Annotated in this window: 23 protein-coding genes and 1 pseudogene; 13 read left to right on the top strand and 11 right to left on the bottom strand. The window is 49.2% G+C overall.

Going from position 1 to position 23,985, the window contains the following annotated elements; genetic code table 11:
• Positions 1-58 precede the first annotated feature (58 nt).
• From HAP95_RS04295 to HAP95_RS04265, 7 genes are all read left to right on the top strand, one after another.
• A complete protein-coding gene (locus HAP95_RS04295) occupies positions 59-1,366 on the top strand; it encodes an MFS transporter (protein WP_215883104.1) in 1,308 nt (435 codons plus the stop codon).
• Between the two features lie 876 nt (positions 1,367-2,242).
• Positions 2,243-2,761, top strand: a complete 519-nt coding sequence (locus HAP95_RS04290) for a hemerythrin domain-containing protein (protein ID WP_215883103.1) — start codon at positions 2,243-2,245, stop codon at positions 2,759-2,761.
• A 161-nt stretch (positions 2,762-2,922) separates the two neighbouring features.
• The gene (locus HAP95_RS04285) at positions 2,923-3,384 is read left to right on the top strand and encodes a globin domain-containing protein (protein WP_153940836.1); all 462 of its coding nucleotides are present in this window, start codon (positions 2,923-2,925) and stop codon (positions 3,382-3,384) included.
• Between the two features lie 59 nt (positions 3,385-3,443).
• Positions 3,444-4,424, top strand: coding sequence for a 2Fe-2S iron-sulfur cluster-binding protein (locus HAP95_RS04280; RefSeq protein WP_215883102.1), 981 nt, complete (start codon positions 3,444-3,446; stop codon positions 4,422-4,424).
• A 20-nt stretch (positions 4,425-4,444) separates the two neighbouring features.
• Positions 4,445-4,690, top strand: coding sequence for a thioredoxin family protein (locus HAP95_RS04275; protein WP_142087284.1), 246 nt, complete (start codon positions 4,445-4,447; stop codon positions 4,688-4,690).
• An 85-nt stretch (positions 4,691-4,775) separates the two neighbouring features.
• Positions 4,776-5,234 carry a hemerythrin domain-containing protein gene (locus HAP95_RS04270; protein ID WP_031574122.1) on the top strand — a complete coding sequence of 153 codons (459 nt, stop codon included), beginning with the start codon at positions 4,776-4,778 and terminating at the stop codon, positions 5,232-5,234.
• Positions 5,231-5,677, top strand: coding sequence for a biotin/lipoyl attachment domain-containing protein (locus HAP95_RS04265; RefSeq protein WP_031574124.1), 447 nt, complete (start codon positions 5,231-5,233; stop codon positions 5,675-5,677). The genes HAP95_RS04270 and HAP95_RS04265 overlap by 4 nt, the downstream gene beginning before the upstream one ends.
• Positions 5,678-5,876: 199 nt before the next feature.
• On the opposite strand, the gene HAP95_RS04260 is transcribed toward HAP95_RS04265, so the two are convergent.
• Entirely contained in the window at positions 5,877-7,598 is a 1,722-nt protein-coding gene (locus tag HAP95_RS04260) for a chloride channel protein (RefSeq protein ID WP_215883101.1), read from the bottom strand.
• Between the two features lie 31 nt (positions 7,599-7,629).
• Positions 7,630-8,190: an HdeD family acid-resistance protein gene (locus HAP95_RS04255; RefSeq protein ID WP_215883100.1), complete on the bottom strand. Its 561-nt coding sequence runs from the start codon at positions 8,188-8,190 to the stop codon at positions 7,630-7,632.
• Between the two features lie 73 nt (positions 8,191-8,263).
• On the opposite strand from HAP95_RS04255, the gene HAP95_RS04250 reads away from it, so the two are divergent.
• On the top strand, positions 8,264-8,773 hold the full coding sequence (locus HAP95_RS04250; protein ID WP_081576662.1) for a rhodanese-like domain-containing protein: 510 nt from the start codon (positions 8,264-8,266) through the stop codon (positions 8,771-8,773).
• A 346-nt stretch (positions 8,774-9,119) separates the two neighbouring features.
• Positions 9,120-9,365, top strand: a complete 246-nt coding sequence (locus tag HAP95_RS04245; protein ID WP_215883125.1) for a TSUP family transporter — start codon at positions 9,120-9,122, stop codon at positions 9,363-9,365.
• Between the two features lie 529 nt (positions 9,366-9,894).
• On the opposite strand, the gene HAP95_RS04240 is transcribed toward HAP95_RS04245, so the two are convergent.
• Positions 9,895-10,164, bottom strand: coding sequence for a type II toxin-antitoxin system Phd/YefM family antitoxin (locus HAP95_RS04240; protein WP_215883099.1), 270 nt, complete (start codon positions 10,162-10,164; stop codon positions 9,895-9,897).
• A gap of 106 nt (positions 10,165-10,270) precedes the next feature.
• On the opposite strand from HAP95_RS04240, the gene HAP95_RS04235 reads away from it, so the two are divergent.
• Together HAP95_RS04235 and HAP95_RS04230 are read left to right on the top strand one after the other, a co-directional pair.
• On the top strand, positions 10,271-11,623 hold the full coding sequence (locus HAP95_RS04235) for an IS1182 family transposase (protein ID WP_215883098.1): 1,353 nt from the start codon (positions 10,271-10,273) through the stop codon (positions 11,621-11,623).
• A gap of 122 nt (positions 11,624-11,745) precedes the next feature.
• Positions 11,746-11,952: pseudogene (locus HAP95_RS04230) on the top strand (transposase); the annotation flags it as partial.
• A 391-nt stretch (positions 11,953-12,343) separates the two neighbouring features.
• Here HAP95_RS04230 and HAP95_RS04225 read toward each other — a convergent pair.
• Positions 12,344-12,595, bottom strand: coding sequence for a hypothetical protein (locus HAP95_RS04225; RefSeq protein WP_215883097.1), 252 nt, complete (start codon positions 12,593-12,595; stop codon positions 12,344-12,346).
• Positions 12,596-12,739: 144 nt separating this feature from the next.
• Entirely contained in the window at positions 12,740-13,423 is a 684-nt protein-coding gene (locus HAP95_RS04220) for a hypothetical protein (protein ID WP_215883096.1), read from the bottom strand.
• 85 nt (positions 13,424-13,508) lie between these two features.
• Between HAP95_RS04220 and HAP95_RS17045 the strand changes: the two genes are divergently transcribed.
• Complete coding sequence (locus HAP95_RS17045) at positions 13,509-13,709, top strand: hypothetical protein (protein WP_226832541.1); 201 nt, start codon at positions 13,509-13,511, stop codon at positions 13,707-13,709.
• Positions 13,710-13,720: 11 nt separating this feature from the next.
• Positions 13,721-14,119 carry a TetR family transcriptional regulator C-terminal domain-containing protein gene (locus HAP95_RS04215; protein ID WP_226832539.1) on the top strand — a complete coding sequence of 133 codons (399 nt, stop codon included), beginning with the start codon at positions 13,721-13,723 and terminating at the stop codon, positions 14,117-14,119.
• A 126-nt stretch (positions 14,120-14,245) separates the two neighbouring features.
• On the opposite strand, the gene HAP95_RS04210 is transcribed toward HAP95_RS04215, so the two are convergent.
• From HAP95_RS04210 to glmS, 6 genes are all read right to left on the bottom strand, one after another.
• Positions 14,246-15,838 carry a Tn7-like element transposition protein TnsE gene (locus tag HAP95_RS04210; protein WP_215883095.1) on the bottom strand — a complete coding sequence of 531 codons (1,593 nt, stop codon included), beginning with the start codon at positions 15,836-15,838 and terminating at the stop codon, positions 14,246-14,248.
• Complete coding sequence (locus HAP95_RS04205; protein WP_226832555.1) at positions 15,813-17,366, bottom strand: TnsD family Tn7-like transposition protein; 1,554 nt, start codon at positions 17,364-17,366, stop codon at positions 15,813-15,815. The genes HAP95_RS04210 and HAP95_RS04205 overlap by 26 nt, the downstream gene beginning before the upstream one ends.
• Positions 17,366-19,021, bottom strand: a complete 1,656-nt coding sequence (locus tag HAP95_RS04200) for an AAA family ATPase (RefSeq protein ID WP_075321999.1) — start codon at positions 19,019-19,021, stop codon at positions 17,366-17,368. Before HAP95_RS04200 ends, HAP95_RS04205 begins: the two co-directional genes overlap by 1 nt.
• Positions 19,018-21,093 (bottom strand): TnsB C-terminal domain-containing protein, encoded by a 2,076-nt coding sequence (locus tag HAP95_RS04195; protein WP_215883094.1) that lies wholly within the window; start codon positions 21,091-21,093, stop codon positions 19,018-19,020. Before HAP95_RS04195 ends, HAP95_RS04200 begins: the two co-directional genes overlap by 4 nt.
• On the bottom strand, positions 21,077-21,895 hold the full coding sequence (locus HAP95_RS04190) for a TnsA endonuclease N-terminal domain-containing protein (protein ID WP_226832537.1): 819 nt from the start codon (positions 21,893-21,895) through the stop codon (positions 21,077-21,079). Before HAP95_RS04190 ends, HAP95_RS04195 begins: the two co-directional genes overlap by 17 nt.
• A 131-nt stretch (positions 21,896-22,026) precedes the next feature.
• Positions 22,027-23,874, bottom strand: a complete 1,848-nt coding sequence (glmS, locus tag HAP95_RS04185) for a glutamine--fructose-6-phosphate transaminase (isomerizing) (RefSeq protein ID WP_215883092.1) — start codon at positions 23,872-23,874, stop codon at positions 22,027-22,029.
• Positions 23,875-23,985: the final 111 nt, after the last annotated feature.

Below are 23,985 nucleotides of genomic sequence, written 5' to 3'. Positions count from 1 at the left end.
AAAGCGGAATCTTTTGGGAAAATTCGATTGATCATTATTATTATAAAATGGAGGTAACGTGGGAGCCACCCAACCCACAGTAACCGGATCGGCCAACCGCGCATTAATTGGCGCAACCATAGGATTTTTTATTGGTGCAGGGTCTGTTTCCCTGTTTGGGCCAACCGCACACATCTTTCTGAAAGCTATGCACCTGTCTCCCCAACAAGTGGGACTACTGGTAGCTATGCCTATGCTCACTGGATCCCTGCTGCGCATACCCTTTGGTGCATCTGTTGACAGGAATGGTGGTCGATTACCCTTTCTTGTATTGCTAATAGCATCTGTTATTGGTATTGCCGGGCTTTATTGGATGCTTCTGACGCTATATCCGAATCATCTTACGGCAAAATACTATCCGATGCTATTAACCTTTGGTGCACTAGCAGGGTGTGGAATTGCCACATTCTCTGTTGGTATTGGACAGGTATCGTATTGGTACTCAAAAAAGAAACAAGGATGGGCGCTCGCCGTTTTTGGTGGACTCGGTGATTCATCACCGGGATTTGTTGTCTTGATATTGCCGGCTGTTATTATGACCGTCGGCCTTTGGGGTGGGTATTTGTTTTCCTTGGCAATTATTATCGTTGGAATAATAATTTATTACCTCATGGGATTGAATGCACCATATTACCAATTCTATAAACGAAACCATGATACTGCTCGTGCTACTGAGGAAGCCAAAAAGTACGGTCAAGAGCTTTTTCCTACTGGCGGAACCTGGCATACGCTCCTTTTATCGGCAAAGCATTGGCGGACCTGGCCTCTAGTTATTCTGTATTTTACAAATTTTGGCGGATTTCTTGCGTTAACTGCATGGTTGCCTATTTTCTGGCAAACGTATTTCCATGTGGGTGCATTTCATTCCGTAGTGCTTACTGCGGTATTTTCATTAATTGCAGCATTTATTCGTGTTTATGGTGGAAAATTGTCTGACGAGATGGGTGGCGAAAAGACCGCAGTTATTTCGCTGATTGTATTGCTAGTTGGATCTGTAATTATGACTTTTTCCAGCTTGTTATGGTTAACCATCATTGGGGAAATATTGGTTGGTGCGGGTATGGGGGTGAATAATGCTGCAGTGTTTAAACTGGTCCCACATTACGTACCAGATGCTGTAGGTGGCACTGCGGGTTGGGTCGGAGGATTGGGGTGTCTTGGTGGTTTCGCAATTCCTCCGATACTAGGAGATATCGTTGCATTAGTGGGTATCAACGGCTACGCCTTAGGTTTCGGTATATATATTATATTATCTATCTTATGTTTGTTATTGGTTTGGTTGCTGTATAGAACCAGAGCAAATCTCACGGCACATCTCAGTCGCTGATATTTCTCGTGATTGAGTATCCTTTGCTATCATTCTGTCTGCCCACTACCGCTAAAGAACAAAATGAAAATTTTCTCTCTCGTTGAGCCATGGGTTTCCTGGTACAGAAGAGCCAAAACGACGCTTACTATTGATGTATTTGATTAATCTTTTACCGAAACTGCCCATTAACAATGGAGCCTTAAGATGATATGGAATAATTACTTACTATACAGCCTGCACAGAGTTTTTACTTTTGAGGTATTGAATCAACCGTTCACACGTAGAAGCAGATCTGCAACGACAATCAAAGCCGCAAAAGAAAAGCCTACGAAATGGCTTATAACCATACTGCTTTGTTATTTTCACTATTGCTCAGTTATGGGGTGGCGTGGGCTGCCAATAAGCCTGCTTGGGGCCACGGACCTTACCGAATGCTCTTTGAAGTCGACTCAGCAAAACCATCAGCGTTGACGATGACTCTTGGTGCAGTCACTCACATCGTCCACAAGGTCGGCATTCCACCTGCCCGGTTGGAAGTGTTGGCCTGGGGGCCTGGCCTGCAAATGCTCTTGAAGAATGTTCCAGATGCCATGGAAATTACCATTTACAGATGCGTGGAGTTCGTTTCGTATAGCCTGTCAAACATCCATGCGTCGACTGCATATTACGGCGCGTCAATTGGCTCCCGGAGTGAATGTAGTGGCTGGAGGCATGGCAGAGCTGATGAAACGTCATAATGAAGGTTGGGCCGAAGTCAAAATGTAGAGCCTGGTTGCAATGTTCCCAAAACCTACGTAATCACCACCCCCCTGCCGCTAGCACGATTAAGAATCGTGACGCAGGGAGAAACACAGACGTCTTCCTTCTTTCCCGACGCAAAGGAGTACCTTTATCATGTCACTTTTTGTTACTGCTCCTGACTTTGATGATCCTATTGGTCTACTGCTGGCCTGTCATAACAAAATTTTGAGCCATTGCGAAACGCTTGAACAGTTGCCTGCACATCTGGTCAGTCATGGACAAGATGAGGAAGCCAGGCAGGCTGTTAGGCGTGTCCTCAAATATTTCAGTCAGGCTGAACGCCTTCATCATGACGATGAAGAACAAAATCTTTTCCCTTTACTCACTGCTCACCCCGATTTTCCAGAAAACCTACGTGCTCCCTTACATAATCTGAGCCTACAGCATCGTGATCTAGAAAAAGCATGGTCAAAACTTTCTCAAGATTTGGAAGCGGTAGTGGCGGGAAAAGAAGTTCATCTTTCTCCAACCGCTTTCATCGCCATGAATCGCGCCCACATTATCCTCGAAAACAATGAAATCTTTCCCGTAGCCCTACAATTGTTGTCGAGGGATACCCTGGTCGAAATTGGTGCGGCCATGCGAGCACGTCATATCGGGCCACTCACATAATCCATGTTTAACGAGAAATCGTCTCTATCAACACAACAAGGTAAGGAATGCGAACTTGATCAAAGTCAAGGAATGTCCAATGATAGCTCGTTACACTGGGGCCGTAGCACACAAGTAGGTATCTGTCTTCATTTGTTTCATATAGTAGGAGTAACTAATAAATGAGCATCAATATTCAACTGATCCAGTCCAGTGGTGCAGCTGTGAAAGACCTGGGTGTTCCGGTTGCCGAGCACTTTTATAATTATATGTTTACGCATTTTCCGGAAGTCCGGAAAATGTTTCCGGGAGACATGACCGAACAACGTATTCGGCTTTTTAATTCGGTCATTCTGATTGCGACCACTATCGACAATCTGGAAGTGTTGGTCCCCTATCTGAAAGAACTGGGCATTTCACACATCAAATATGATACGCGTCCGGAACATTATCCCATCGTCGGTAAAAGCCTGCTCAATACCCTGAAACATTTTCTGGGCGCTGCATGGACTCAGGAAATGGCAGAATCCTGGATTGAGGCCTACAACCTCGCGTCCACGGTTTGTATTGAGGCAGCCTATGAGGCGATGGCTCCTTCCCGTTTTGTCCCGGTCACCATCGACGACGTTCCGCCTGCTGTGTGATTCGAGCATACCGGTGGCGCAGGGATATTTCCGCTGCGCCACGCTGATGAGGTGACGCCATGGAATACGAAATTTGTCTGGAGCCCTCCGGTATCCGCTTCAAGGCGGATGAAAACCAGAATATTGTCGAAGCGGCAAAAGCCCATCATGTGGCCATTAAACATGGATGCGCCAGCGGTTCCTGCGGAGATTGCAAGGGCACCATCCTGTCCGGAGAAAGTGAGCAAGGACCCTTCATGCCCCTGCTTTTATTGCCAACCGAGCGCGCTGCGGGCATGGCCATTTTGTGCAAGCTATATCCGCGCAGTAATCTGCGGCTGCAAGCTGAAGTGATTTCCGGGGACATCTGGAATACTGAAATTGTGGGGTTGAGCAAACTGGCCTGGAATGTGCTGGAACTGCGGTTACGGCCGGAAAAACCCTATCCATACCGAAGCGGGCAATATGCACGGATGGCCGTGCCGGGACAGGAAAATCAATGGCGTTCTTACTCCATGGCCACCCCTCCGCAGGACCGGGGCGAGTTGGTTTTTCATATTCGTGAACTTCCGGGTGGTCTGTTCAGTCGCTGGCTTTTTTACCGGGCACAGCCCGGCGAAGTAATCACGCTCGGACCGCCACAAGGAGACTTCGCCCTCCAGGATAATACGCGGCCCCTGCTTTGTATTGCCGCAGGAACGGGATTGGCACCCATTGAAGCCATCATTCAGGAAAGTATGCACACAGGGCAAACCCGCCCGATTCATCTTTTTTACGGCGCCAAAAAAAAGCGGGATTTTTATCATCTGGAAACACTGCAGCAATGGGCCGGACAGTATGCCCATTTCACTTTTACACCCACCATTTCCGATGGCGAAGATACGCAGTGGAAAGGTGCCCGCCGTCTTCTGCCCACGGTGGCAGCCAACGGCCACTGGCAGGATCATGAAGTGTATTTGTGTGGCGGACCCGGCATGATAGAAGCGGCCATCGATCTCCTGCGTTCTCACGGTGTGCCTCATGCGCACATACATTTTGATTCTTTTGCACCCAACGGTTAGCGCGATTGGAGGAGATGAAGATGAAAGTACAAATTCTGGTCTCGAAATGGTGCCCGGTTTGCCCGCAGGCTGAAGCAGTATGGAAACAAGCTGCGGAAAAGGTGCCGATGGAACTGCAGGTACTGGATGTGGCGGATCGCGAAGGGCGCGAAATCGTCAGCAATCTGCGCATTAAAACGGTCCCGGCCATTGTCGTGGACGGTGCCCTGAAGACAGTGGGCGCACAGCCTCTGGGCGAAGTGCTGAAAATGCTCGGCGCCCAATGAATACAAGCTCCTGAATGCGCCTGAACAAAGCTTCGGCCACGTTCATGTCCCGTAGAAACACACCACAACCTTTTTGGAGAATGCCATGACACCCATAGATCAGATCATGCAACAGGACCATGAACGCCTGGATCAACTTTTGGAGCAAAGTGCCCAGGCTGTCCGCCAAGGCGCATGGCAGGAAGCTGCGCAGTTCCTGGAAGCCTTCCGCCACGGCATTGTTGATGGTCATATGGTCGTGGAAGAAGGCACCTTATTCCCTGCCTTCGAGCTACAGGAAGGTAGCGAAGATCATCCTCTGACTGCGCTACTCCGCAAGGGGCATCAGGATCTGCGAGTGTTTTTTGAAGAAATGGCGGAGGCCATTGCAGACCAAGACGCCGAGACCTTTGACGATCTGCTGAGTACCGTCCAAACCATTCTCAAACAACACGATGCCAAGGAAGAAACCGAACTTTATCCCTATCTGGCTAGCGCGTTGGCGGATCAGGGTGAAGCTGCGGGAAAACGTATTCTCGACTTTGAGGCGGAGGCCACATCATGAGTGAATATAATGGTTGTGAACTGCCTGAAGACCTGTTTTATGATCTTGATTATGTCTGGGTGCGCCCGGAAGAGGACGGGACGCTGACGATTGGCGTCACAGACCCGGCGCAGACCATGTCGGGCCGCCTGCAAAAAGCCCGCATTAAAAAAATCGGCACACATCTGGAGGCCGGACGGCATGTGGCTACGCTGGAAAGTGGCAAGTGGGCAGGCGGCGTACCCGTGCCCTTTGCCGGTGAAGTCATTGCCCGCAACGAGCAATTGTTGGAAGACCCGCACCTGATCAATATTGATCCTTACAAGGACGCCTGGATTGCCCGCGTCAAACCGGATGATCCCCAACATGCCCTGGACAATGTGAAAGCCGGCAGCGAGGCAATTGAAGCACTGGAGGCCTGGATCAAACGGTATGGGGTGCAGTGTATGCGCTGTTCGGAATGATCCATGAAACAGGCCGCAAGCCGTTTTACGCTCAGCCCGCCCGCGCCCTTTCGCCTGGGCCTGATTGACTGGGGCGCTCAGGTGGCGGGATGTGTATGCATACGTAGTCGCGGACGATGATAGCGGTCGAATCTCCTCGCGCTACAAACTGACTGACGTTCACCCCGGTGCGGCTAGCCAGATGGATTACGATGAATAGCTATTTACAGATTATCGAAGATGACCTGACAACACCTATATATCGTTTGCTGACACAATCAATCACTGGCATCTCGGAAAAATAAGGTTGATCAAGAAGATCGATGACCTCTTTACGGCTCTGATCGGATCGAATAGCGGTAATTGGTGTTTTCAAATCGTCGGCCGCTGCAACATTCAAGGTACGCGTCAGCAAGTCCGCAGTTCTTAGATTTTTCGAAAAAATCATACCGGCGAGTTGACCGCTGTGATCCACCACATAGAAATTGTGCGGGGGATCGTCAGTACTCATCAACTTTACAAGGTGGCTGTAGCTGGCAGAGATCGGCACGATATTCTGAAATGACGGCGTGATCAGGTCATCAAATGCAGTATGTACTGGGTGCGTAGAGACTTGCTCAATGAATGGCTCAATACCGGCAGGGCCAGAATAAATAGACCGCTTATCTAACAGGCGAGCAGTGAAAACAGCGGATACTATGGCTAACAGAACAGGAATCATAATGCCCATAGTATTGGCCGTGAGCTCCAGCAGCAAAACTATGGCGGCCAGAGGCGCTTGCATCGTGGCAGCGAGTAAAGCACCCGCGCCAATTACGGCGTAACTTCCAATAGCCGCTCCAGGCCAGATCAAAGACCACAAATCACCCATTGATCCTCCTAACACCGCTCCATAGGTAATACTGGGTGTGAAAAGACCACCCGGAGCACCACTTCCAAGACACCCTGCCGTCACCAAGGGTTTTAACACGACAAGAGTAAGCATTAGAAGTAAAGGAAGTTGGCTATTAAAAGCAAACTCAGTGACATCCTTTCCATTTCCTAAAAGTTGTGGATAAGGGATGGACAATATCCCAAGCAGGGTAAACATAAGCAGGGGTGCCCACATAAACCATCCCGACTGAGGCTTATGGAGATCCGCCCATATAATGAGACGAACAAACAAAACAGACATAACGCCGGCTAATGGTCCAAATAGGAGCGACCAGTACAGTTCTCCGATATGAAACGTATAAATCGGAAGTGTGTACGTGGGCTGGTCAGGAAGAGTGATCCAGGATACTGCAGTAGCAATCAATGCCGTGGTGATGGCGGGCAACAGAAGAGGTAAAGTCACTGAACCCAGCAGGACTTCCAGCGCAAAAAGCGCGCCACCGAGTGGAACATTATAAACCGCTCCCATCCCTGCGCCGGCTCCACAGGCGGCGAGGAAACGCGTCTCTGTCGATGAGAGCCTTCCCCACCGTGAAAGCAGGCTAGCGATTGCCATTCCTACCTGTTTGGGTGCTCCTTCCCTGCCAAGGGAAGCGCCCATGCCGACGATGGTCATAGAAAGTATCGCCTGAGCGATGGTATGCCAAAAATTCACGCTTCCAGATTGAAACCATATAGTGTGAACTACATCACTATTGGCACCATGCGACAATTTGCGTAACAGCCAGACTGCAAAGGTAGCTAATACTCCGGCAGAAATTAATACGCCCAAGCGATGTAAGCCGGAGACATGCTCTGCCGCCACCTGAAAATATCCATGTGCGTAGTGGTAGCTGAGATGTTGAACCATGGAGAGTAGGAACATCAAAAAATCTGCACCCAACCCAGCACCGATACCAGTAAAAACAATAAGCAGCCAAAATTTTGGACTGAAACTGATGCCTGATGAATCGAGAGTGTGAGCGTGCGGATAAAAAAGTTGCCGCAAAATACGAACAAGTTTATTCATTGGCCCAGATGCAACAATGGTTGGTTATTCTTCAGGACTTCGTTAGCCCGATGATACCATTGCGCACTATTATCAAGATTATTCCATCAAAAATAAGGTTCACCCCGACAAAAATACCGACCAGTATCAGTGAACCTTGCGGCCAGGTGACGATAAAAAGCAACGCAATCAACACATCGATAATACCGCTGAAAAAAAACCAGCCACGTCCGACTCCACTCAACACCTTGGGCCGCGTAAAATTACGGTAAGCGTCAATAAAGAAATACAGAATAAAAAGCAAGCCAATGCTGGCGATGCCAGCGGCCGGAAGGGCTACCATAATAGCTCCGGTTATCAGCAAAAGAAGCGGTCTGAGCCAGTCTCCAAGCCCATGCGCATGCAGTTGATAGCTATGAGCTATCCATACTGCGCCACCAAGAATAAGAATCCCCGCCAGGATGCCATCAGTTGCTGCGGAAAGAATCACGGGACTGAGCAAGCCGAAAATGCCGATTACAATCAAGATTAAACCTACCACTAAAGTATATTTTCCGAGATAATGTTGTTCTGTCTTGATAATCGTCGTTAAATCTGGTGGTGTTATGTTCATGATGCCATCCTTTTTTAAAATAATGAACAATACCTAAATAAGGAGCAACTAGTGTATGTAAGCAACCGAAATTATGATGCTTAAATTTGATATTCAACCATCTCGAAAAATTTTTCTATTTCCTGTACTATTTACAAATGAATCCTACTATCTATGTGATGATATGTCTACGTTGAAAAGCCTCATATACGAGGCGCATGAAGCAATCCATGGGATGATGCCCAACGAGCTGCATCATCTGATCCTCTGCAAAGCCATAATCGTGATAGATGTCAGAGAAGCGGATGAGCTATCTCATGGGAGTATTCCGGGTGCTATAGCAATTCCCCGAGGTATCATAGAGATGGCCGCTGATCTAAAATTCATAGGTCACCACAAATTGCTTGCTTCCGCGCGTCAGATGAAAATCTGTTGCATCTGTGACTGTCCATCTGCAGGAAGATCTTCATTGGCAGCGTTGGCGCTCAAAGAGATGAAATTTGTCGATGTCAGCTATTTAAAGGGAGGGATTCCTCTTTGGGTAGCAGACGGATATAACCTAAATAAAATCCAGACTGATATTTTTAGCGTTAAAAGAAGATGATTATTTTAATTGATTAATTATAAGCCAACTATCAGCTTCAGTTCTACCGCACCATGTCGTGGAATAAAGATATTTAAATTACTGGTAGATTAAAAATACAATATTATTGATGCAGTCAAAGGTGGAGAGTTCTGATGCTGACTTCTACGGAATTGGGACCAATCATAGCCGCTGTTTGACAGGTATGATATCGATGATATTAAAGAATAATAACGATTATATGATTCTTAAAGAGTTTGCTATTGAGGCGTAGTCGGGAAATATTCTTGATTTTGCACGGCTAGGGATCAGCAATTGTGAATTGCAGCCGCTGATTGATTGGGTTTAGACAGATGATTAGGAAGCATTGACATTAGGCCAAAATATTGATTGCATCCTGGCTGGTATGATCGTAGGTTTTTCCTTGGGACTGATAGGTGGCTCCATTCTGGCGGTTCCGTTGTTGCTCTATAGGGTCGGTGTACACAATCCTCATCTGGTTATCGGCACGATGGCGCTGGCTGTGTGTACCAATGCTTTCATCCTAGAAAAAGCAGTTACGGCCCGCCAAGGGCTGGAAAGGCCCCCGGTGGGGACCATGGTTTTTGGATGATTTGCGCGATGATATAGCTGACGAGAAGTGTCAAGGGGGAGCGTCCAAGGGACTGCTCCGCAGTCTGCCGGACCATCCGTAACACTTGCTAATATTCTCGATTCCGCGTTCTACCTTGTTGTGTGGGGCATGCATGGGTGTCAGGTAAATCCGGATCTGACCCGCATGCATGTTTCATGCTCTCCGGCCTATGGCGGATAACAGCAATAGGCGGCTGGTGATGGCTTCTTTGCGGATATCCGGGAATGAATGACCGCTATCAGTCTGATGCCGCCATTGAGAATGGTAATCGACGAATTCAGCGCCACTAGTGCTTTATTCATATACGAAAGCGCCCCCAGTGTTAATCTGCTTGAAACAAACCAATTGCCGATCTATGTTTGATTCCAGGGATCAACCACTGGAACTTGGCATCGCTGTAACTCCATAATATTTCGCGTGGCCACTGTGAGATGGTGAACCAGAGCCGTAGCTGCTAGTAAGCTATCTATCGCTGGTAACTTCTCTCCGCGTTGTTCAGCAGCACCTGTTATACTTCCCCATGCGCTGGCGATATGCTCGTTAACAGGAAGAGACGATCTCGTTCGACTTCCAGATCAATCTCTCGCAGTGGAGAATTCGCGAAGAATTCGGATAACGTCTGGTTCGGCCGCGTCAACGTCCGAAATTGTTTTACGGAAAGCACTACAACTGCGGGCTCACCATGTAAGGTGATGGTTTGCGGACCATCGTTGCGGGCACGCTTCACGAAATCGCTCAAATGATTGCGCGCATCCTGTAAAGGCCACTGAGTATTCATGGCAGATCCCCTTCCAGACTTCTGGCGTGCCTAGCAGCTTGTCGGACTTTCCCTTTGCGTCGAATTATCATATAAATACTTATAATTCAATGTGATGAGTAATTTTATGGCCCGCCTCCTCGATACTAACCGCAAGACCGATTATCTTCTGCCCCCCTTCATGGACGACTGGCTCCCGGAAGGGCACCTGGCCCGTTTTATTGTGGAAGTCATTGATCAGCTCGATCTCTCGCTACTGGTCCAACAATATGCAGGTCGTGGCCATAAGGCCTATCACCCGGCCACCCTCCTGGCAATTCTGGTCTACGGCTATGCCAACGGGGTCTTTTCCAGCCGTAAACTGGAACAAGCCACCTATGATTCCGTGGCTTTCCGTTACCTCGCGGCCGGCAGCCATCCGGATCACGATACACTGGCCACCTTCCGTCGCCGTTTTCTGGGCGAACTGCAAGGATTGTTTGTGCAGGTCCTGGAACTGGCGCAGGAGATGAAACTGCTGAAGATCGGCCGGGTGTGTCTGGATGGCACCAAGATCCACGCCAACGCTTCCAAACATCAAGCCCTGTCCCATGGGCATATCGAACAGATGGAGCGTCATCTCCAGGCCGAAGTACAGGAACTCTTTGCACTGGCAGAGCAAGCGGATCAGTCCGGGATTCCCGAAGGCGTGAATCTGCCCGAAGAGATCCAGCGCCGCACAGACCAGCTGGCCGTGATGGCAGCGGCCAAGGCGAAGATTGCCGAGCGGGCACAGGCCTGTTATGCCAAAGAGAAAGCGCAGTACGACACGCAAATGGCGCGCCGTGCAGAACGGGAAGTCCTGGGACAAAAGCCCCGAGGCAAAGCCACCCAGGCACCGGACCCTACGCCTAAAGCGCAAGACCAGATCAATCTCACCGATGAAGAATCCCGCATCATGCCGGTCTCAGGCGGTGGCTTTGAACAAACCTATAATGCCCAGGCCGCCGTAGATGACCAGACGATGCTGGTGGTAGCCACCGGAGTCAGTCAGGCCCCCAATGACAAGGAACAGGTCATTCCCATGCTGGAAACCCTCCAGGCACAAACAGCGCAACTGGGACCTATAGAAGCGCTGGTGGCCGATATGGGTTACTGCAGCGAAAAGAATGTGGAGGCCTGCGAAGCCCTGGGGATAACCCCTTTTATTGCCGTGGCCCGAGAAGAACACCATCCCGACTGGCGACAACGGCATACAGAACCGGAAGACCTCCCTGAAAATGCAACCCGCATGCAGGCGATGATACATCGTCTGAAGACGCAGGCAGGCCGAAGCGTTTATCGTCTGCGCAAACAAACGGTAGAACCGGTCTTCGGGATTATCAAATCCGTGATGGGGTTCCGGCAGTTCTCCTTGCGCGGCCTGCGCCAGGTTCAGGGAGAATGGAGTCTGGTCTGCCTGGCGTGGAACATAAAACGCATGGCCGTATTGCGTCTGTAGGGCAGGAAAATGCAGATAAACAGCAAAAAACAGGGCAATAATGACCAAAAAAGACTCAAAACGAGCGATTTCAAAAAATTCGTGGCGAAATTTGACGGTGGTCTGAAGTTAAAACCGACGGGCTGCTAGGCAATCTCAAAACGAGTCTTTCCGGTGCTTATCATGCCTTTAAGTTTCGGAAATATGCGCAACGTTATCTCTCCACCGTGACTTATCGCTTCAACCGCCGCTTTAATCTGGCCACCTTGCCCATGAGTTTGCTTCGTGCAGCCGTCAACACCGGACCACGACCCGAGCACTGGCTGCGCTCAGCTGAATCATCGTGCTAATCAGGAACATTTATTGCCGGTGGTGTTATGGGACGTTATATTGTAGCCTTGAGTTCTACGCTGCACAGTCAGTGCACTCGACTTAACGTCGTGCAGCAACTGCAACTTGCGTTTATGGATGCCATCAAAGACGCAATTACTGATGCTGGTGACGAATGTTATGCCTGTGAGAAGATGAAACGTGAATAGCTTGTTACTATTCGAATGATGTCATTTAATTTCCGCTGCTGAATGTCTGCAATATTACGTTATGCGCCAAGTGAGGTTACCAAGTGAATGCCCGCGAAGAAGCATTTCTGCGTAAGCAACGGCATGGATGGATAGTGAAATGATATCCAGTTGTCGCCTTGTCCAGTCAAGCCCGCTGTGAAGGCGGACTTGGAGTCCATTCTCATACTGGTTGAGGTTCGCCGTCTTCTGCCGCGCTGCCATTTACTACCCGCATGGTCTCTTTTGAAACCAGCATTTGATCGGAAGCTAAGGCATTCAACTTCAAGTAACTCGTGATGTCTTGTGGGGATACTTCCTCACCAGTTTCATCACCCACAATCCCAGCGACAGTTGAGTCGCTCAAATTTTGCCCCTTCAACCTCTTGATGCGGCTGTAGTTTCTCTCGCGAAACACTGGACTCATCATACCCATTTGACACCTCTCATCACGGTTGTGATATGCAAATATGGGGATCATTGATGTGATTTCAAGGGTGTCGATGGATCGAAAGGCGAGAAAGCGTAGGCACAACCGGACGCGATCACAACGAGTGAAAAGACGGCCCGCTCCTACCGTCTAATTACCCAACCCCCAATTGATATAGGAGAAGAGAGAGCGCTTGTGTGTGGACTGCCAACAGCCATTGAGGGTAAAGCGGAGCGCCGAAACTAATATACCTCGGCTGCGCTTCTCGTCCAGCTCTTTCCCGAGATCGAATTTATCTCCCCAAGCGGTAAACCAGTGATCGTTGGAGGACTGAACAGACGAGAGTCCTGCTGCATCCAGACCAAAAATCTGTCCGATGTCGTCTTTGGTGGCGGTGCTGATGTAAGGACAGACCACAAGATCGAGCAGCATGATCAGCGTCTCGGCGTCATTAGGGCAATAGGCCTTCATATCTTTGAGTTTGGCGATGATGTGTGCCTCCACGAAGGCCTTCAACTTTGCGTAACGAACCTTGTCTTTTATGTAGGACAGCAGGGTCGTGATCGAAAAGTGGCTCATGTAGCCCGTCGGGCGAACATAATTCCCCGTGCCTTCTTCCTCCTTGATCAAGAAATGCCGAAGAAGGACGGAAACGGGCAGCCAATATTCCCGACCGACGACTTTCGTGTCTGGAATGTCGCCCCGGCAACAACCCCTCTCGAGTTCATTCGAGCCTGCGAAGCCCTTCTCCCCCAAAGACATACCCGCCGGGCACCCTACGCGTCGATTCGGCCAGCTATCAAACCCGAGATAAAATGAGGTGGCGTACGCCATCCGCAGCGCCTATTCAATTCAATTGTGGATTTGGGATAATTGACAAGATACCGATTGGTCGGCATCTTCTAACTTTTTGATAACTATGAATCGACGTAACATTCGCAATCCGGAGCAGACCCGTAGCGATCTGCTGGATCCCGCTTACCACGAAATTTTGAAATACGGTTTTCAGACCGCAAGTCTGGAACGTACTCTTGCCAAGGCTTCTGTGAGCAAAAAGGGGCGCTTTATCATCATGTTGGTACCAAGCACGATCTCGGCCTCGCAGTCATTACAGAAGTGATCAGGCCACAATTGGAGAACCGCTGGATTACCATACTGGCCCAGCATGACAATCCCATTAAAGGACTGTGTAATCTCATTGCAGAAGAAATTTCCCATGCCGATGAGTCTGTCATTCGCTACGGTTGTCCGCTCAATAATCTGATTCAGGAAATGAGTCCTCTGGATGAATCGTATCGGCAGGGGCTGCAAAAAATTTTTGAACGTTGGGTGGAAGTGGTTGCAAAGGCACTCAAAAAAGGTCAATCCGAAGGGCAGGTCCGCTCGGACATGACTCCCGAAGATATTGCACTTTATCTTGTCGCTTCCATTGAGGGTTGTGTCGGGCTGGGAAAAAATACCCAATCAGTCGATGCTTACCAACGCTGCCTACGGCAACTGCAAGTATATATTCAATCTTTGGCTGTCTGACCCTGAAACAATTTCTCTTCCCACAAAAATAGCGGGACAACAAGTCTTTACTATAAACTGAATATTATCATGATTTTTTACTCATACAGACTTTTACCCCCGGAAAAACGGCATTGAGACTTCAGATTATTCCATATCCATGTAAACTCTCTCTGCCCAACGCAGTATGGCGTCTTGATCCAAAAGCGATTTGTTTTCAGCCGAGGATATTGGATGAGTAACGCGCTTTCCTCCATTACCAAAGATTTTTTTTATAAATTTGCTTGGCCAGACTAAAGAACCCTTTATTAATCGTATTTCTAATTCTCGAATAGTCCGCTCCCAGTCAAACTGCATATCCCGCTGCCTCAAGAGCAGCGTTGATAAACTGTTTTTATTATCGGAAGTATCAACCTCCATCAAAGCGTACACCTGATCATTTTTTCTAATTATATGGAAAGTAAAATATCGTGGATTACCATCCGAAAGGATGTGTTTCGAGTATCCGTCAATAGCGGGAAGTTTTCTGGTCTCCTTATGGATATGGTGACAATTTGACTTACTAACCAGTTGCAATATCATTGTATTAAAGGCTTTAAACTTGCCTACATAGAAACCCGTATCATCGCTCCTATCCCTGAGACCATCATAGTCTGCTGACGGTACAATACCTTGTGTACTGGCTTCGTCAGTGCTCACCTGTAATCTCTTATTTTCTGGAAAGGCTGACTGAGTTCCTCCTTGTCCTCGGCCAGTGGCCTGACCTTTACCCTTGGCTATGCGCGTGGTCTGAATGGGATTAACAAACTCAAATGTAACGGCGGGTGTTTCAATCCGGAATTCGGTTTTATCCGTTTTGGGTTCTTGTTCGTCATCGATTTCCAATTCCGGGCCCGTTTGTAAGCCGGATGGAACAGCTCGGCCCTGGCCTGGTCGCTTCACGGCAAATCGGGGATCAACAAAATCGACGCTGGCGGGGCAATGACAAGTTAAATTGGAAACACAATGAATTTCATACACAAAAAAAGCTTCCAGTTCCTGACGGTAGTGGCCTCGAAGTGTCAGTGCAACACCGGCGAGCGGCGGCGGTTCAAACTGAAATTGCCACAGACGATACTTGTCTGTATCGTATCCGTTCTGCAGTTGGTAACGGGCAATACTTTCAAAAGATTGCCGTGCATCATCATCCAGCAATATCCAGGCTAACGCCCGCCTTAACTCATGGTCTCCTCTGACATACAGTGGCAGAGTGCAGTTTGGCAAAATATTGATAAGCGCTCTGCTCAAGTTATCGATGCGCTGAACATCGAACTCATGCGAGAGTCCGCCGGGAATTAATGCTAAACGCGTTATATAGGCATGATGAAAAAACAATGCTCGCGCCAGTTCAAGCTGGGGAAGATAATACAGTGTTCCGCCAAATTCAAAATTAAAACACCATTGCCGTGCATCCCCCTGCCGACTCACCACGGGAATCGGACAGGCATCGATAGGTTCCGCAAGCCAAAGGCGCGTATTTTCTATCACTACACGTTTCAGGAATCCGGCAGGCAGTGGTTGTTCGGTTGCATTCACCACCCTACGTCTAGCTAAAATCGGAATTTGAGAAACACCAACATGTTGTTTCTTCTGCCCAGGCTCCAGTTTAACATTGATATGCCAACCAGAATCTTCATGGCGACGGAATAAAGAGCCAATCTCCCGAATAACGCTATTATTTTCTACCCCTTTTAACTTCATATTCTGTACTCCGACACACTAAAATTTCCAAATATTGTCTGGCAGATCCTGTCATTCGTTCTTCACTTAATCCCGCGTTTCTCAGCAATCGCCACCTCGGTGGTGACTCAAACAGATTTCGCAACTCCGCATAGGCATTTTGCAAACGTCGGATCTGGTACTGGGAGATGCTTTCCGAATTAACTGCCAGAAACGCCGAAGTACGTGGCATTTGATGAAGGTTCTTTTCAAGAGTCGAAAGATTGCCGAGAAGCCGAAGATAGCAGGTTTTTGAGCGTCTGGGCCCTTGTTCGTTTGCCTTCAAAAAGGTAGCCAGTTGTCGAAGTGCTTGCAGATATTCCCGGTCCCGTTTGTCCCAATCGATGCGTGGTACGTTAGTATTTGTCTTACCTTCTGCATGACGATAATTTATGTCCAATAGCCAGTCACGATGATTTCGATAAAGCCGGGCATACAGGGCTGATGCAGTTTTTCTGGCTTTCTGGGGTGGATGGGAGGACAACAATTCGCGCCAGACCTCCTGATCTGGCGTTTGGCTGCTGGACTTTTGTATAGCCACCTGAACTTGCGAGGACTTTTCGCAGATTGGCGTCCTGCTTACCTCATTGAGCACGTCATCTATCCGCCAGTGACGACCCAACAGCGCCTGATGAACCACAATATGCTGAAGATAATTGAAACTTTTCCGATGCTTGCGGAAGATTGCTTTCAGCCAGTCTGATTCATCGGCAAACGAAGAACGTGGCATCAGACGATTTCTGGTTAACCAAGTAGCGGGCCAAGCCATTAGTACCCTATCTCTTATCGACGCGTGGTCAATTTGCGCTTTTCCTCGGGAGAGGCACAGACGGCAAGCAAGGTTACGGTAGTACGCTGCCCATTGCTCTAAACTTGGGGACACTTGGGTAGGTCTGGCCAACAACTGACGCACCTGAGTTGCTACCCAGTCAGAATTCCTCATTCCCTTTTGCTGTTTAATAAAATGACAATATTCAGGTGCGGCAGCGATAAAACGATGCCTTTCAATCAGTGGGCGAGCTATCTGCGTATCCTTCAACATGCCATGTTCGGGGCACGATTCCACACCGGCGACCTGCCATTCTCTCAGCCAAAAATACTCACCATATTGTTCACGCTGAGCGGTTATGCAACCTGGACAGTATCGGATAAAACGTGGTGACTTAATACGAGAGGCAACAACCCCCAATACCAGATGTACGGCTCCCTGAGTTCCTTGATGCAACCCCCTCATGCACTGACGCCGTCGATCCTCTGAAATAAAAGGGGCATAAAGCGGAAATAAGGTATGGCTATAGATGAGTTTCTCAGGCGTATATTCACCAGGAAGCCAGCGTGAGACCGTTGCGAGATGGCTCGGTAAGTCTATCGTTGCAATAACACTACGAGATTCGAAGACTTCATCCAACAGTTGCTTGGGGCTAGTATGACCTAGCCGAACACCCGCTCTTGCGACGGTGCTATACAGCAGTTCCTCTGCATAAGGTATAGGAAAATTCAACACGACCATCACCCAAAGGAATTGATCCAGTTCTCGGCATCGAAAAGCAAACCTTCGCGACTCAGTGATTCTAGGAAGGCTTCCTCATTGGCGGACTGCGAAAATAAAAAACGCAAATCGTTTGAGTCCAGGGTATGCCAATCAGCTTTTTTCATCGCCTTCATTTTCGGCTTTGATGATGCTGTCTTTTCTATCTCTGCGCTCTGATACCAAGAGAGAATCAGCGGCATAAGATCCTTCATCACAAGTCCCGGGTGATTTTCAAAAGCCCTATTGATCAGAGGTTCAAGCAACTCAGAGACATACCCCATATCGACCAGCATATTGTGTAAACGAATGGCTTGTTCATTTCCCCCATACTTGACGGCAGTATCAATGCGTTCCTGATTGGAACGCAGCAGATGGCCCAGTTCGAGTATTTTTCTATCCACGTCGGGAATGGTCAGGTCGGAGTAACGGGCTATTTTTGTGACATCACCGGACCGCAATGCATCAATCATAGGGTGGATGGGCTTTAGCTCATCCTGATAAACTTTTCTCATCAAGCTCTGGGTAATGCGTTCAACGCCTGTGACAACAGCCCGGATTTGTGACAGAACAAATAGCTTGATGACGACATCCATAATGCCTTGAGAAAGATCATACCAGGTATCACGAATTTCATCGGTCACATCGGGTGATGCTTTGGTCAGCCACTGATACTTCCACAAACGGTTGGTGAAGGCTCCCCATTCGGTCCGTGATATTACCTGCTCGCCTGAAGGCTTGCTCAATGGCTCCCACAGAATTGCACCAAAACCTGCACCGCGACGCGCGGATCGCAGGTCCAGCTCAAAGACAGATCTGGCTTTTGGTGTCCCCACCATGACAACCGGGACTGAAATTTCATTCACCAGAGTGACGAAAAAATTGAGCATACGCTCTGCACCACCGGAATGCTTAACACTCAAATGCTGGATTTCATCAATCACCAGCAGGCCAATCGCGTGCGTATTAGCAATATGCGCCATTACCGCAATCAGGGTTTCCACACTATGCCGTTTTTCCACATAGCGCCGTACGTAATTGGTGGCGAGCACCGCGTCGATTTCACGGAAAAAGTTATGACAAAGGCTTTTCAGGGATCCGTCATGCGGGCAGTCAATTTTGAGGAAAACAATCTGGGTGAAGTTGTACGTTTCGTGATAAATCAATTGCGGGTAGGTGGCCAAAATACGATTCAACGAACTTGTCTTTCCTGACCCGGAACAGCCGATGAAAGCCAGACTCTTGGCCGTAGACTCCACATGCTCGAACCGGAAAACGGCCAAATCACCCTGCATGACACGCTCATAACCATTCTGGATGTGAGCATTCAGCTCGCCAGTCGCCAGATTTCTGCCAACATACCCTTGCCGAAGCATGACCGATAATTTCGACTCCAGCTCAATGTGACGGGATAGCGGCTGGAAAAAATTATCGAGTAATTGCGAGATAACGTGAATGCGGGTCGGACCGTCAAGATAAATATCCGTTGGTCGAAACGCAATTTGGCCTGATAACCCCTCCTTTAACTGACGCCTGTCCAAGATCGGCGGCAGCGCTTCAATGAGTGGATTTCCTTGGTATTGACTGATCCCGGTATCCTTGTAAATCGCCTGAACCATACCTTTGGGTAGTGTCATATATCATCTCCAAACAGATCATCCAGAAAATCTGGGAAAGCAACATTTTCGGGTTGTTCAGTCAAATACCTGACCTCTGCTTTGGGTTTCGGCTTTGTTGATTGGCTATCCACACGTCGTTGCTGGCGTTCCTGCTCACGGGCATCCCGGCGGTTTTGGTTGATGCCAGCCAAAGTTTCTGTCTTCGATTCACCAAAGTAAGAAGGACGTAATTTTTCCGCTCGTTGGATCGTTTCCTGAATCACGTTTTCCAGCACTCTTTTACTTTCTGCCTCCTCTAATTTAGCTGTCGCTGTTGATTTTCGTTTTTGCTGCTGACTATCCCAGAGCTCCCACATCGTTCGGCCCCTGAATTCCCTTGAGCGATCGGTGAGCGAGCATTCCCAATAATCCGATTTGGATACATCAGGGAAGAAATAAATGATATCAGCCACTAAAGGATCGTAAGCAGCCACAAATGGGCCGGGCCGCTGTTGCCCGCTTCTATGTAACCAACCGGATGTCAGCAACTCATTACAGGTGTAATAGGCACCAAAACACCGAATACCTAAATCGGAAACAGTCGCCTTTTGACGCGGCAGCATCGCCAGCCTCAGTGCCGCCTCAGACGTGTTACGCAGTCGTCCACTGCGATTTTGAATACCCCAGTGCCAGATATGGAGCGGCACCGGAGCGAGTTTGTCAGGCATATCCGGATCGCGATCATATTTCACCAATACCGAACTCTGGTTGCGATGCAGAATGGAGCCGATAATGATTTTAGTGAAATCTGCCAAGGTGAGTGTTGCGTCCAATCGATAATCTTTCCCGCCCCGCTTCTTAATGATGGTGCCCGCAACTACTCCTGGTGCAAATGGTTTGAAGTCCGCTTGAATGGTCTGGAAGTGCCGTTCAACAATACCCTTCGCATCCCCACGATACGGCGGCGTATTCTCAATTCGGACTCCAAAGGACTGCTCCAGGTATTCAATCTGATGACCAAGCAGTTCTCCACGATCTGCCAAAATGGCGTCTGGTAGCCCCATGGATGGCCAATCTTCTGGTTCTATGTCATAGCCGAAAGAGTGGCATAGCTGAGTCTTATCAGTCATGGCCGTCACCAGTGCCAACATGGCGGTGACATAAGAGGGATTTTCAAGCCCCACATAAAAACCGGCGATCAATCTGCTGTAAACATCGACAACTACATACAAGGTTGGTCGGCCAATGATCTTTTGTCGGTCAGCGGAGAGCAGATAAATATCCGCAATAGTAGCGTCGATTTCGTATCGCGCACCAGGACCATGAACTTCGGCTGTAGCTGTTCCTTGTAACGGCCTGATGTCCTTCTGATACTCGATCTTATTGACTCTCAACCGGATACGTTCAGGCCGGACATATTCCCGTTCATAGAAATAGCGCAGTTGGGCGACAGTTGGGAAATCCTCTTTCGATATATCGGTGTGAGCTGCTTTGAACATATCCTCGAAGCGCCGATGAGCATAGGGCAGAGAATGGCCCTTTTCAGTCAGAAAATGCCGATCAAGCACAATGCGAAACATGCGTTCAATGCTGTCATCTATTATTGCCCCCGTACCGTGCGCTATACGTCTCGGACGCCCTAACTTTTTCTTCGTGGCTGTTCTCTTTTTTCCGCGCCCACCTGATTTATAATAGTCTGGCAAAAGTGCGTTTGGTGTGCAACCTCGCTGCCAATATTGGCGAAGATAGGCATATATTGTTTTTTTAGCCGTCCCGGAGTCCTTTGCGATCTGCAGAACTAGTGCGCCTCGGCCACTTCTGAAACAGATGTCCGGCTGGTGTATTAAAGGCTCTATAATTGCTAAACGTTTGTCGCGGGTTTGCTGTGCCACCGAGCCATATTCCGGGAGATTGACTGCAAGATGCGAAAAGGGATCGTCAATTTTTTTTAGTGCCTCAGCATGGATAAGCTCATCTACTTCCGCCAGTGAAATCCGTTCCGGTAAAGACTTATCTGAGTCGATATTAATCCAAGTATATCGAATTTTCGATACATCAAGGATGCGATACCGGGTTTCTTCTAATGTCACGACATCATTGATTCTCAACATAATAGTTCCTCAGTGAATCAAGGTCTGAAGATGCTTGTAGTTCTCCAACAGCCAGCTTTGACCAAGGTTTTCTGAGGTCGAACAAGAAAATTCTCAGAGCTAAAAGCGAGCGGATCCTTTGCAAGGACTCTCCTGGAGAGAGCGCATAGGCTTGATCAAGCATCATTGCAGTCTGAGAAATCTGTAACATCGGATGCTTTGCAAAGAAGCCTAGATAAATTGGTGCCATATTCAGAGTGTTTTCGATCTCATCCAGAACCAGTTGGGCGGGATACAGCCAGGCAATGTTCCTGGTCACGGTCTTGGGTATTTGTTTTTCAGTCAGCAAGTACCATGGCACTCCCTTTAATGCCCAATATCGTCGTTCAAGTTCCAGTTTTTCTACGATTCTAGGGTTGGAAAGATCTGAAGAGGTTTTTACCTGAATAGCCATTCTTGGAAGTTCTGGTTTATTGGTATCCACTAGAAAATCCGATGACATGATCTGAACTTGTCCTCGTACTTCCGGATGGCGAATATGTGCTTGCGTGGCAAGCTCACTGGTATCCTCTAAGCGGAGTGGATATTGCTCGCGGATATCAGCGACAGATGGATTCCAGTCAAATAGAAAAAAAGCCGCCAGTTCGAGATCCGACAGCAGGTGGTGGGTTCGTTGAGTCTGGACTCCCCAGATTCTATGAGATCGTCCTGCAGAAGGCAGGTCTCTGACGGTCAACCAGGGTTGGTAATCTTTTCCTGAGCCCCTTCCCCGACCTTGTTTAATCCATTTCAGTGAACGAGGGTCAAGGGGTAAGCAGGTCAAGATCCGTACCTCCAACTCTGGACATAAGTATACGGAGCAAAGTTACCATCTTTATTTGAAAGTTACCAACTTTATTTCGTTGTTACCAACTTTATTTGCATCCTACAACATCCATAACAGCACCTACCCGATCACTCCACGGTAACTGCCTTGGCCAGATTGCGGGGACGGTCCACATCGGTGCCTTTTACCAGTGCGGCATGATAGGCCAGGAGCTGTACCGGAATGACGTGTACCACGGGTGAAAGCAGACCGGTGTGGCGGGGCAGGCGCATGACGTGAATACCCGCGCTGGCGCTGAAGTGACTATCTGCATCAGCGAAAACATACAATTCTCCACCTCGGGCATGAACTTCCTGCATATTTGCGGCTACTTTTTCCAGCAACCGGTCATTGGGGGCAATGACCACGACGGGCATATTGCTGTCCACCAAAGCCAGGGGGCCATGTTTGAGCTCCCCTGCGGGATAGGCTTCGGCGTGAATGTAGGAGATTTCCTTGAGCTTGAGGGCGCCTTCCAGGGCGATGGGATAATGCAGGCCACGGCCCAGAAAAAGCGCATGCTCCTTACCCGCAAAACGCGCTGCCCAGCCCTGGATTTGTGGTTCCAGATTCAGGGCATGCTGGACACTGCCGGGAAGCTGGCGGAGAGCCTCCAGATGGGTGGCCTGGGCATCCGCATCCAGTTTGCCCTGCGCCTTGGCCAGAGAAATCGCCAGCAAATACAAGGCGACCAGTTGGGTCGTAAAAGCCTTGGTGGAAGCCACCCCGATTTCCGGGCCGGCACGGGTCAGAAAACGCAGTGCCGAGGCTCTGGGGATGGCACTTTCAGCCACATTGCAAATGGACAGGGTATAGGCATGACCCAGCTCCTTGGCCCGTTTCAGGGCCTCAAACGTATCCAGCGTTTCGCCCGACTGGGATAGGGTCACAATGAGCTGGCGCGGGTTGGGAATGGAATCGCGGTAGCGGTATTCATGACCGAGCTCTGCCTGAGCGGGAATGCCCGCAATGCTCTCCAGCCATTGTCGTCCCACCAGGGTCGCGTAATGACTGGTGCCAGACGCCAGAAACAGGACACTGTTCACATCCTTGAAAATTGCTTCTGCCTGCGTTCCCCACAAATCGCCCAGATTCAACTGGCTGTTCAACGCCCCTTCCAGGGTATCAGCCAAGGCCCGGGGCTGCTCGTGGATTTCCTTTTGCATAAAATGCCGGTACGGCCCCAAATCGACTGCGGCGGCACTCAGTTCGCTCCAATGTTCTTCACGTTTCTGGGGCTGACCGGCCTGATCGGTAATCAACAGCTTGTCACGCTCCAATAAGGCCACGTCGCCGTCCTCCAGATACAGCACGCGGCGCGTTACGGGCAACAGGGCCGCCACATCCGAGGCGAAATAATGGCCTTCATCCGCAATCCCCAGCAACAAAGGGCAACCCATCCGTGCCACACAAAGCCGGTCCGGGTCAGCAAGCGACAAAACAGCAATGGCATAAGCGCCGCGCAATTCCGCCACGGTTTGCCGTACCGCTGTAAACAAATCAGGCGCCGTCTGTCGATAGAAATGGACCAGATGGGCAATGACTTCCGTATCTGTTTCGGAAGTGAACACATAACCTGCCTGCTCCAGACGGGCACGCAGGGCATGAAAATTTTCGATAATTCCGTTGTGCACCACCGCGATTTGTTCATGGGACAACATGGGATGGGCATTACATTCTGCCACCCCCCCATGCGTCGCCCAACGGGTGTGACCAATGCCCAGCCTGCCTTGCAGAGCCCGCTCGCTGGTTGCCGCCGTCAATTCCGCCACCCGGCCCACGCTCCGCACGCGCTCCAGGCTTGGCTGCTGTCCTGGAACCTGCTGGAGCATCGCCAAACCCGCCGAATCGTAGCCGCGATATTCCAGGCGCCGCAAACCCTCCAGAATCATGGGCACCAAATCCGTCTTACTGACACCACCGACAATACCGCACATAACCTGTGTCTCCCGAAGACGAGGGGCTTCCTGCCCGCACTGAATTTATCCTGACATCCAGTCACCGGCTGAATGATTTTTCTCTTGTAGCCGTTGTGTTGCCTTAAACTA

Origin of the sequence: Acidithiobacillus sulfurivorans, assembly GCF_018853815.1 — a bacterium.
Taxonomy (GTDB): Bacteria; Pseudomonadota; Gammaproteobacteria; order Acidithiobacillales; family Acidithiobacillaceae; genus Acidithiobacillus; species Acidithiobacillus sulfurivorans.
This window is presented reverse-complemented; position numbering and strand designations above follow the sequence as displayed.

Coding starts and splice junctions, on each gene's coding strand:
- HAP95_RS04290 (WP_215883103.1), top strand. CDS start 2,243: ATGTCACTTTTTGTTACTGCTCCTGACTTTGATGATCCTATTGGTCTA.
- HAP95_RS04285 (WP_153940836.1), top strand. CDS start 2,923: ATGAGCATCAATATTCAACTGATCCAGTCCAGTGGTGCAGCTGTGAAA.
- HAP95_RS04280 (WP_215883102.1), top strand. CDS start 3,444: ATGGAATACGAAATTTGTCTGGAGCCCTCCGGTATCCGCTTCAAGGCG.
- HAP95_RS04275 (WP_142087284.1), top strand. CDS start 4,445: ATGAAAGTACAAATTCTGGTCTCGAAATGGTGCCCGGTTTGCCCGCAG.
- HAP95_RS04270 (WP_031574122.1), top strand. CDS start 4,776: ATGACACCCATAGATCAGATCATGCAACAGGACCATGAACGCCTGGAT.
- HAP95_RS04265 (WP_031574124.1), top strand. CDS start 5,231: ATGAGTGAATATAATGGTTGTGAACTGCCTGAAGACCTGTTTTATGAT.
- HAP95_RS04260 (WP_215883101.1), bottom strand. CDS start 7,598: ATGAATAAACTTGTTCGTATTTTGCGGCAACTTTTTTATCCGCACGCT.
- HAP95_RS04255 (WP_215883100.1), bottom strand. CDS start 8,190: ATGAACATAACACCACCAGATTTAACGACGATTATCAAGACAGAACAA.
- HAP95_RS04250 (WP_081576662.1), top strand. CDS start 8,264: ATGATGCTTAAATTTGATATTCAACCATCTCGAAAAATTTTTCTATTT.
- HAP95_RS04240 (WP_215883099.1), bottom strand. CDS start 10,164: ATGAATACTCAGTGGCCTTTACAGGATGCGCGCAATCATTTGAGCGAT.
- HAP95_RS04235 (WP_215883098.1), top strand. CDS start 10,271: ATGGCCCGCCTCCTCGATACTAACCGCAAGACCGATTATCTTCTGCCC.
- HAP95_RS04225 (WP_215883097.1), bottom strand. CDS start 12,595: ATGGGTATGATGAGTCCAGTGTTTCGCGAGAGAAACTACAGCCGCATC.
- HAP95_RS04220 (WP_215883096.1), bottom strand. CDS start 13,423: ATGGCGTACGCCACCTCATTTTATCTCGGGTTTGATAGCTGGCCGAAT.
- HAP95_RS17045 (WP_226832541.1), top strand. CDS start 13,509: ATGAATCGACGTAACATTCGCAATCCGGAGCAGACCCGTAGCGATCTG.
- HAP95_RS04210 (WP_215883095.1), bottom strand. CDS start 15,838: ATGAAGTTAAAAGGGGTAGAAAATAATAGCGTTATTCGGGAGATTGGC.
- HAP95_RS04205 (WP_226832555.1), bottom strand. CDS start 17,366: ATGGTCGTGTTGAATTTTCCTATACCTTATGCAGAGGAACTGCTGTAT.
- HAP95_RS04200 (WP_075321999.1), bottom strand. CDS start 19,021: ATGACACTACCCAAAGGTATGGTTCAGGCGATTTACAAGGATACCGGG.
- HAP95_RS04195 (WP_215883094.1), bottom strand. CDS start 21,093: ATGTTGAGAATCAATGATGTCGTGACATTAGAAGAAACCCGGTATCGC.
- glmS (WP_215883092.1), bottom strand. CDS start 23,874: ATGTGCGGTATTGTCGGTGGTGTCAGTAAGACGGATTTGGTGCCCATG.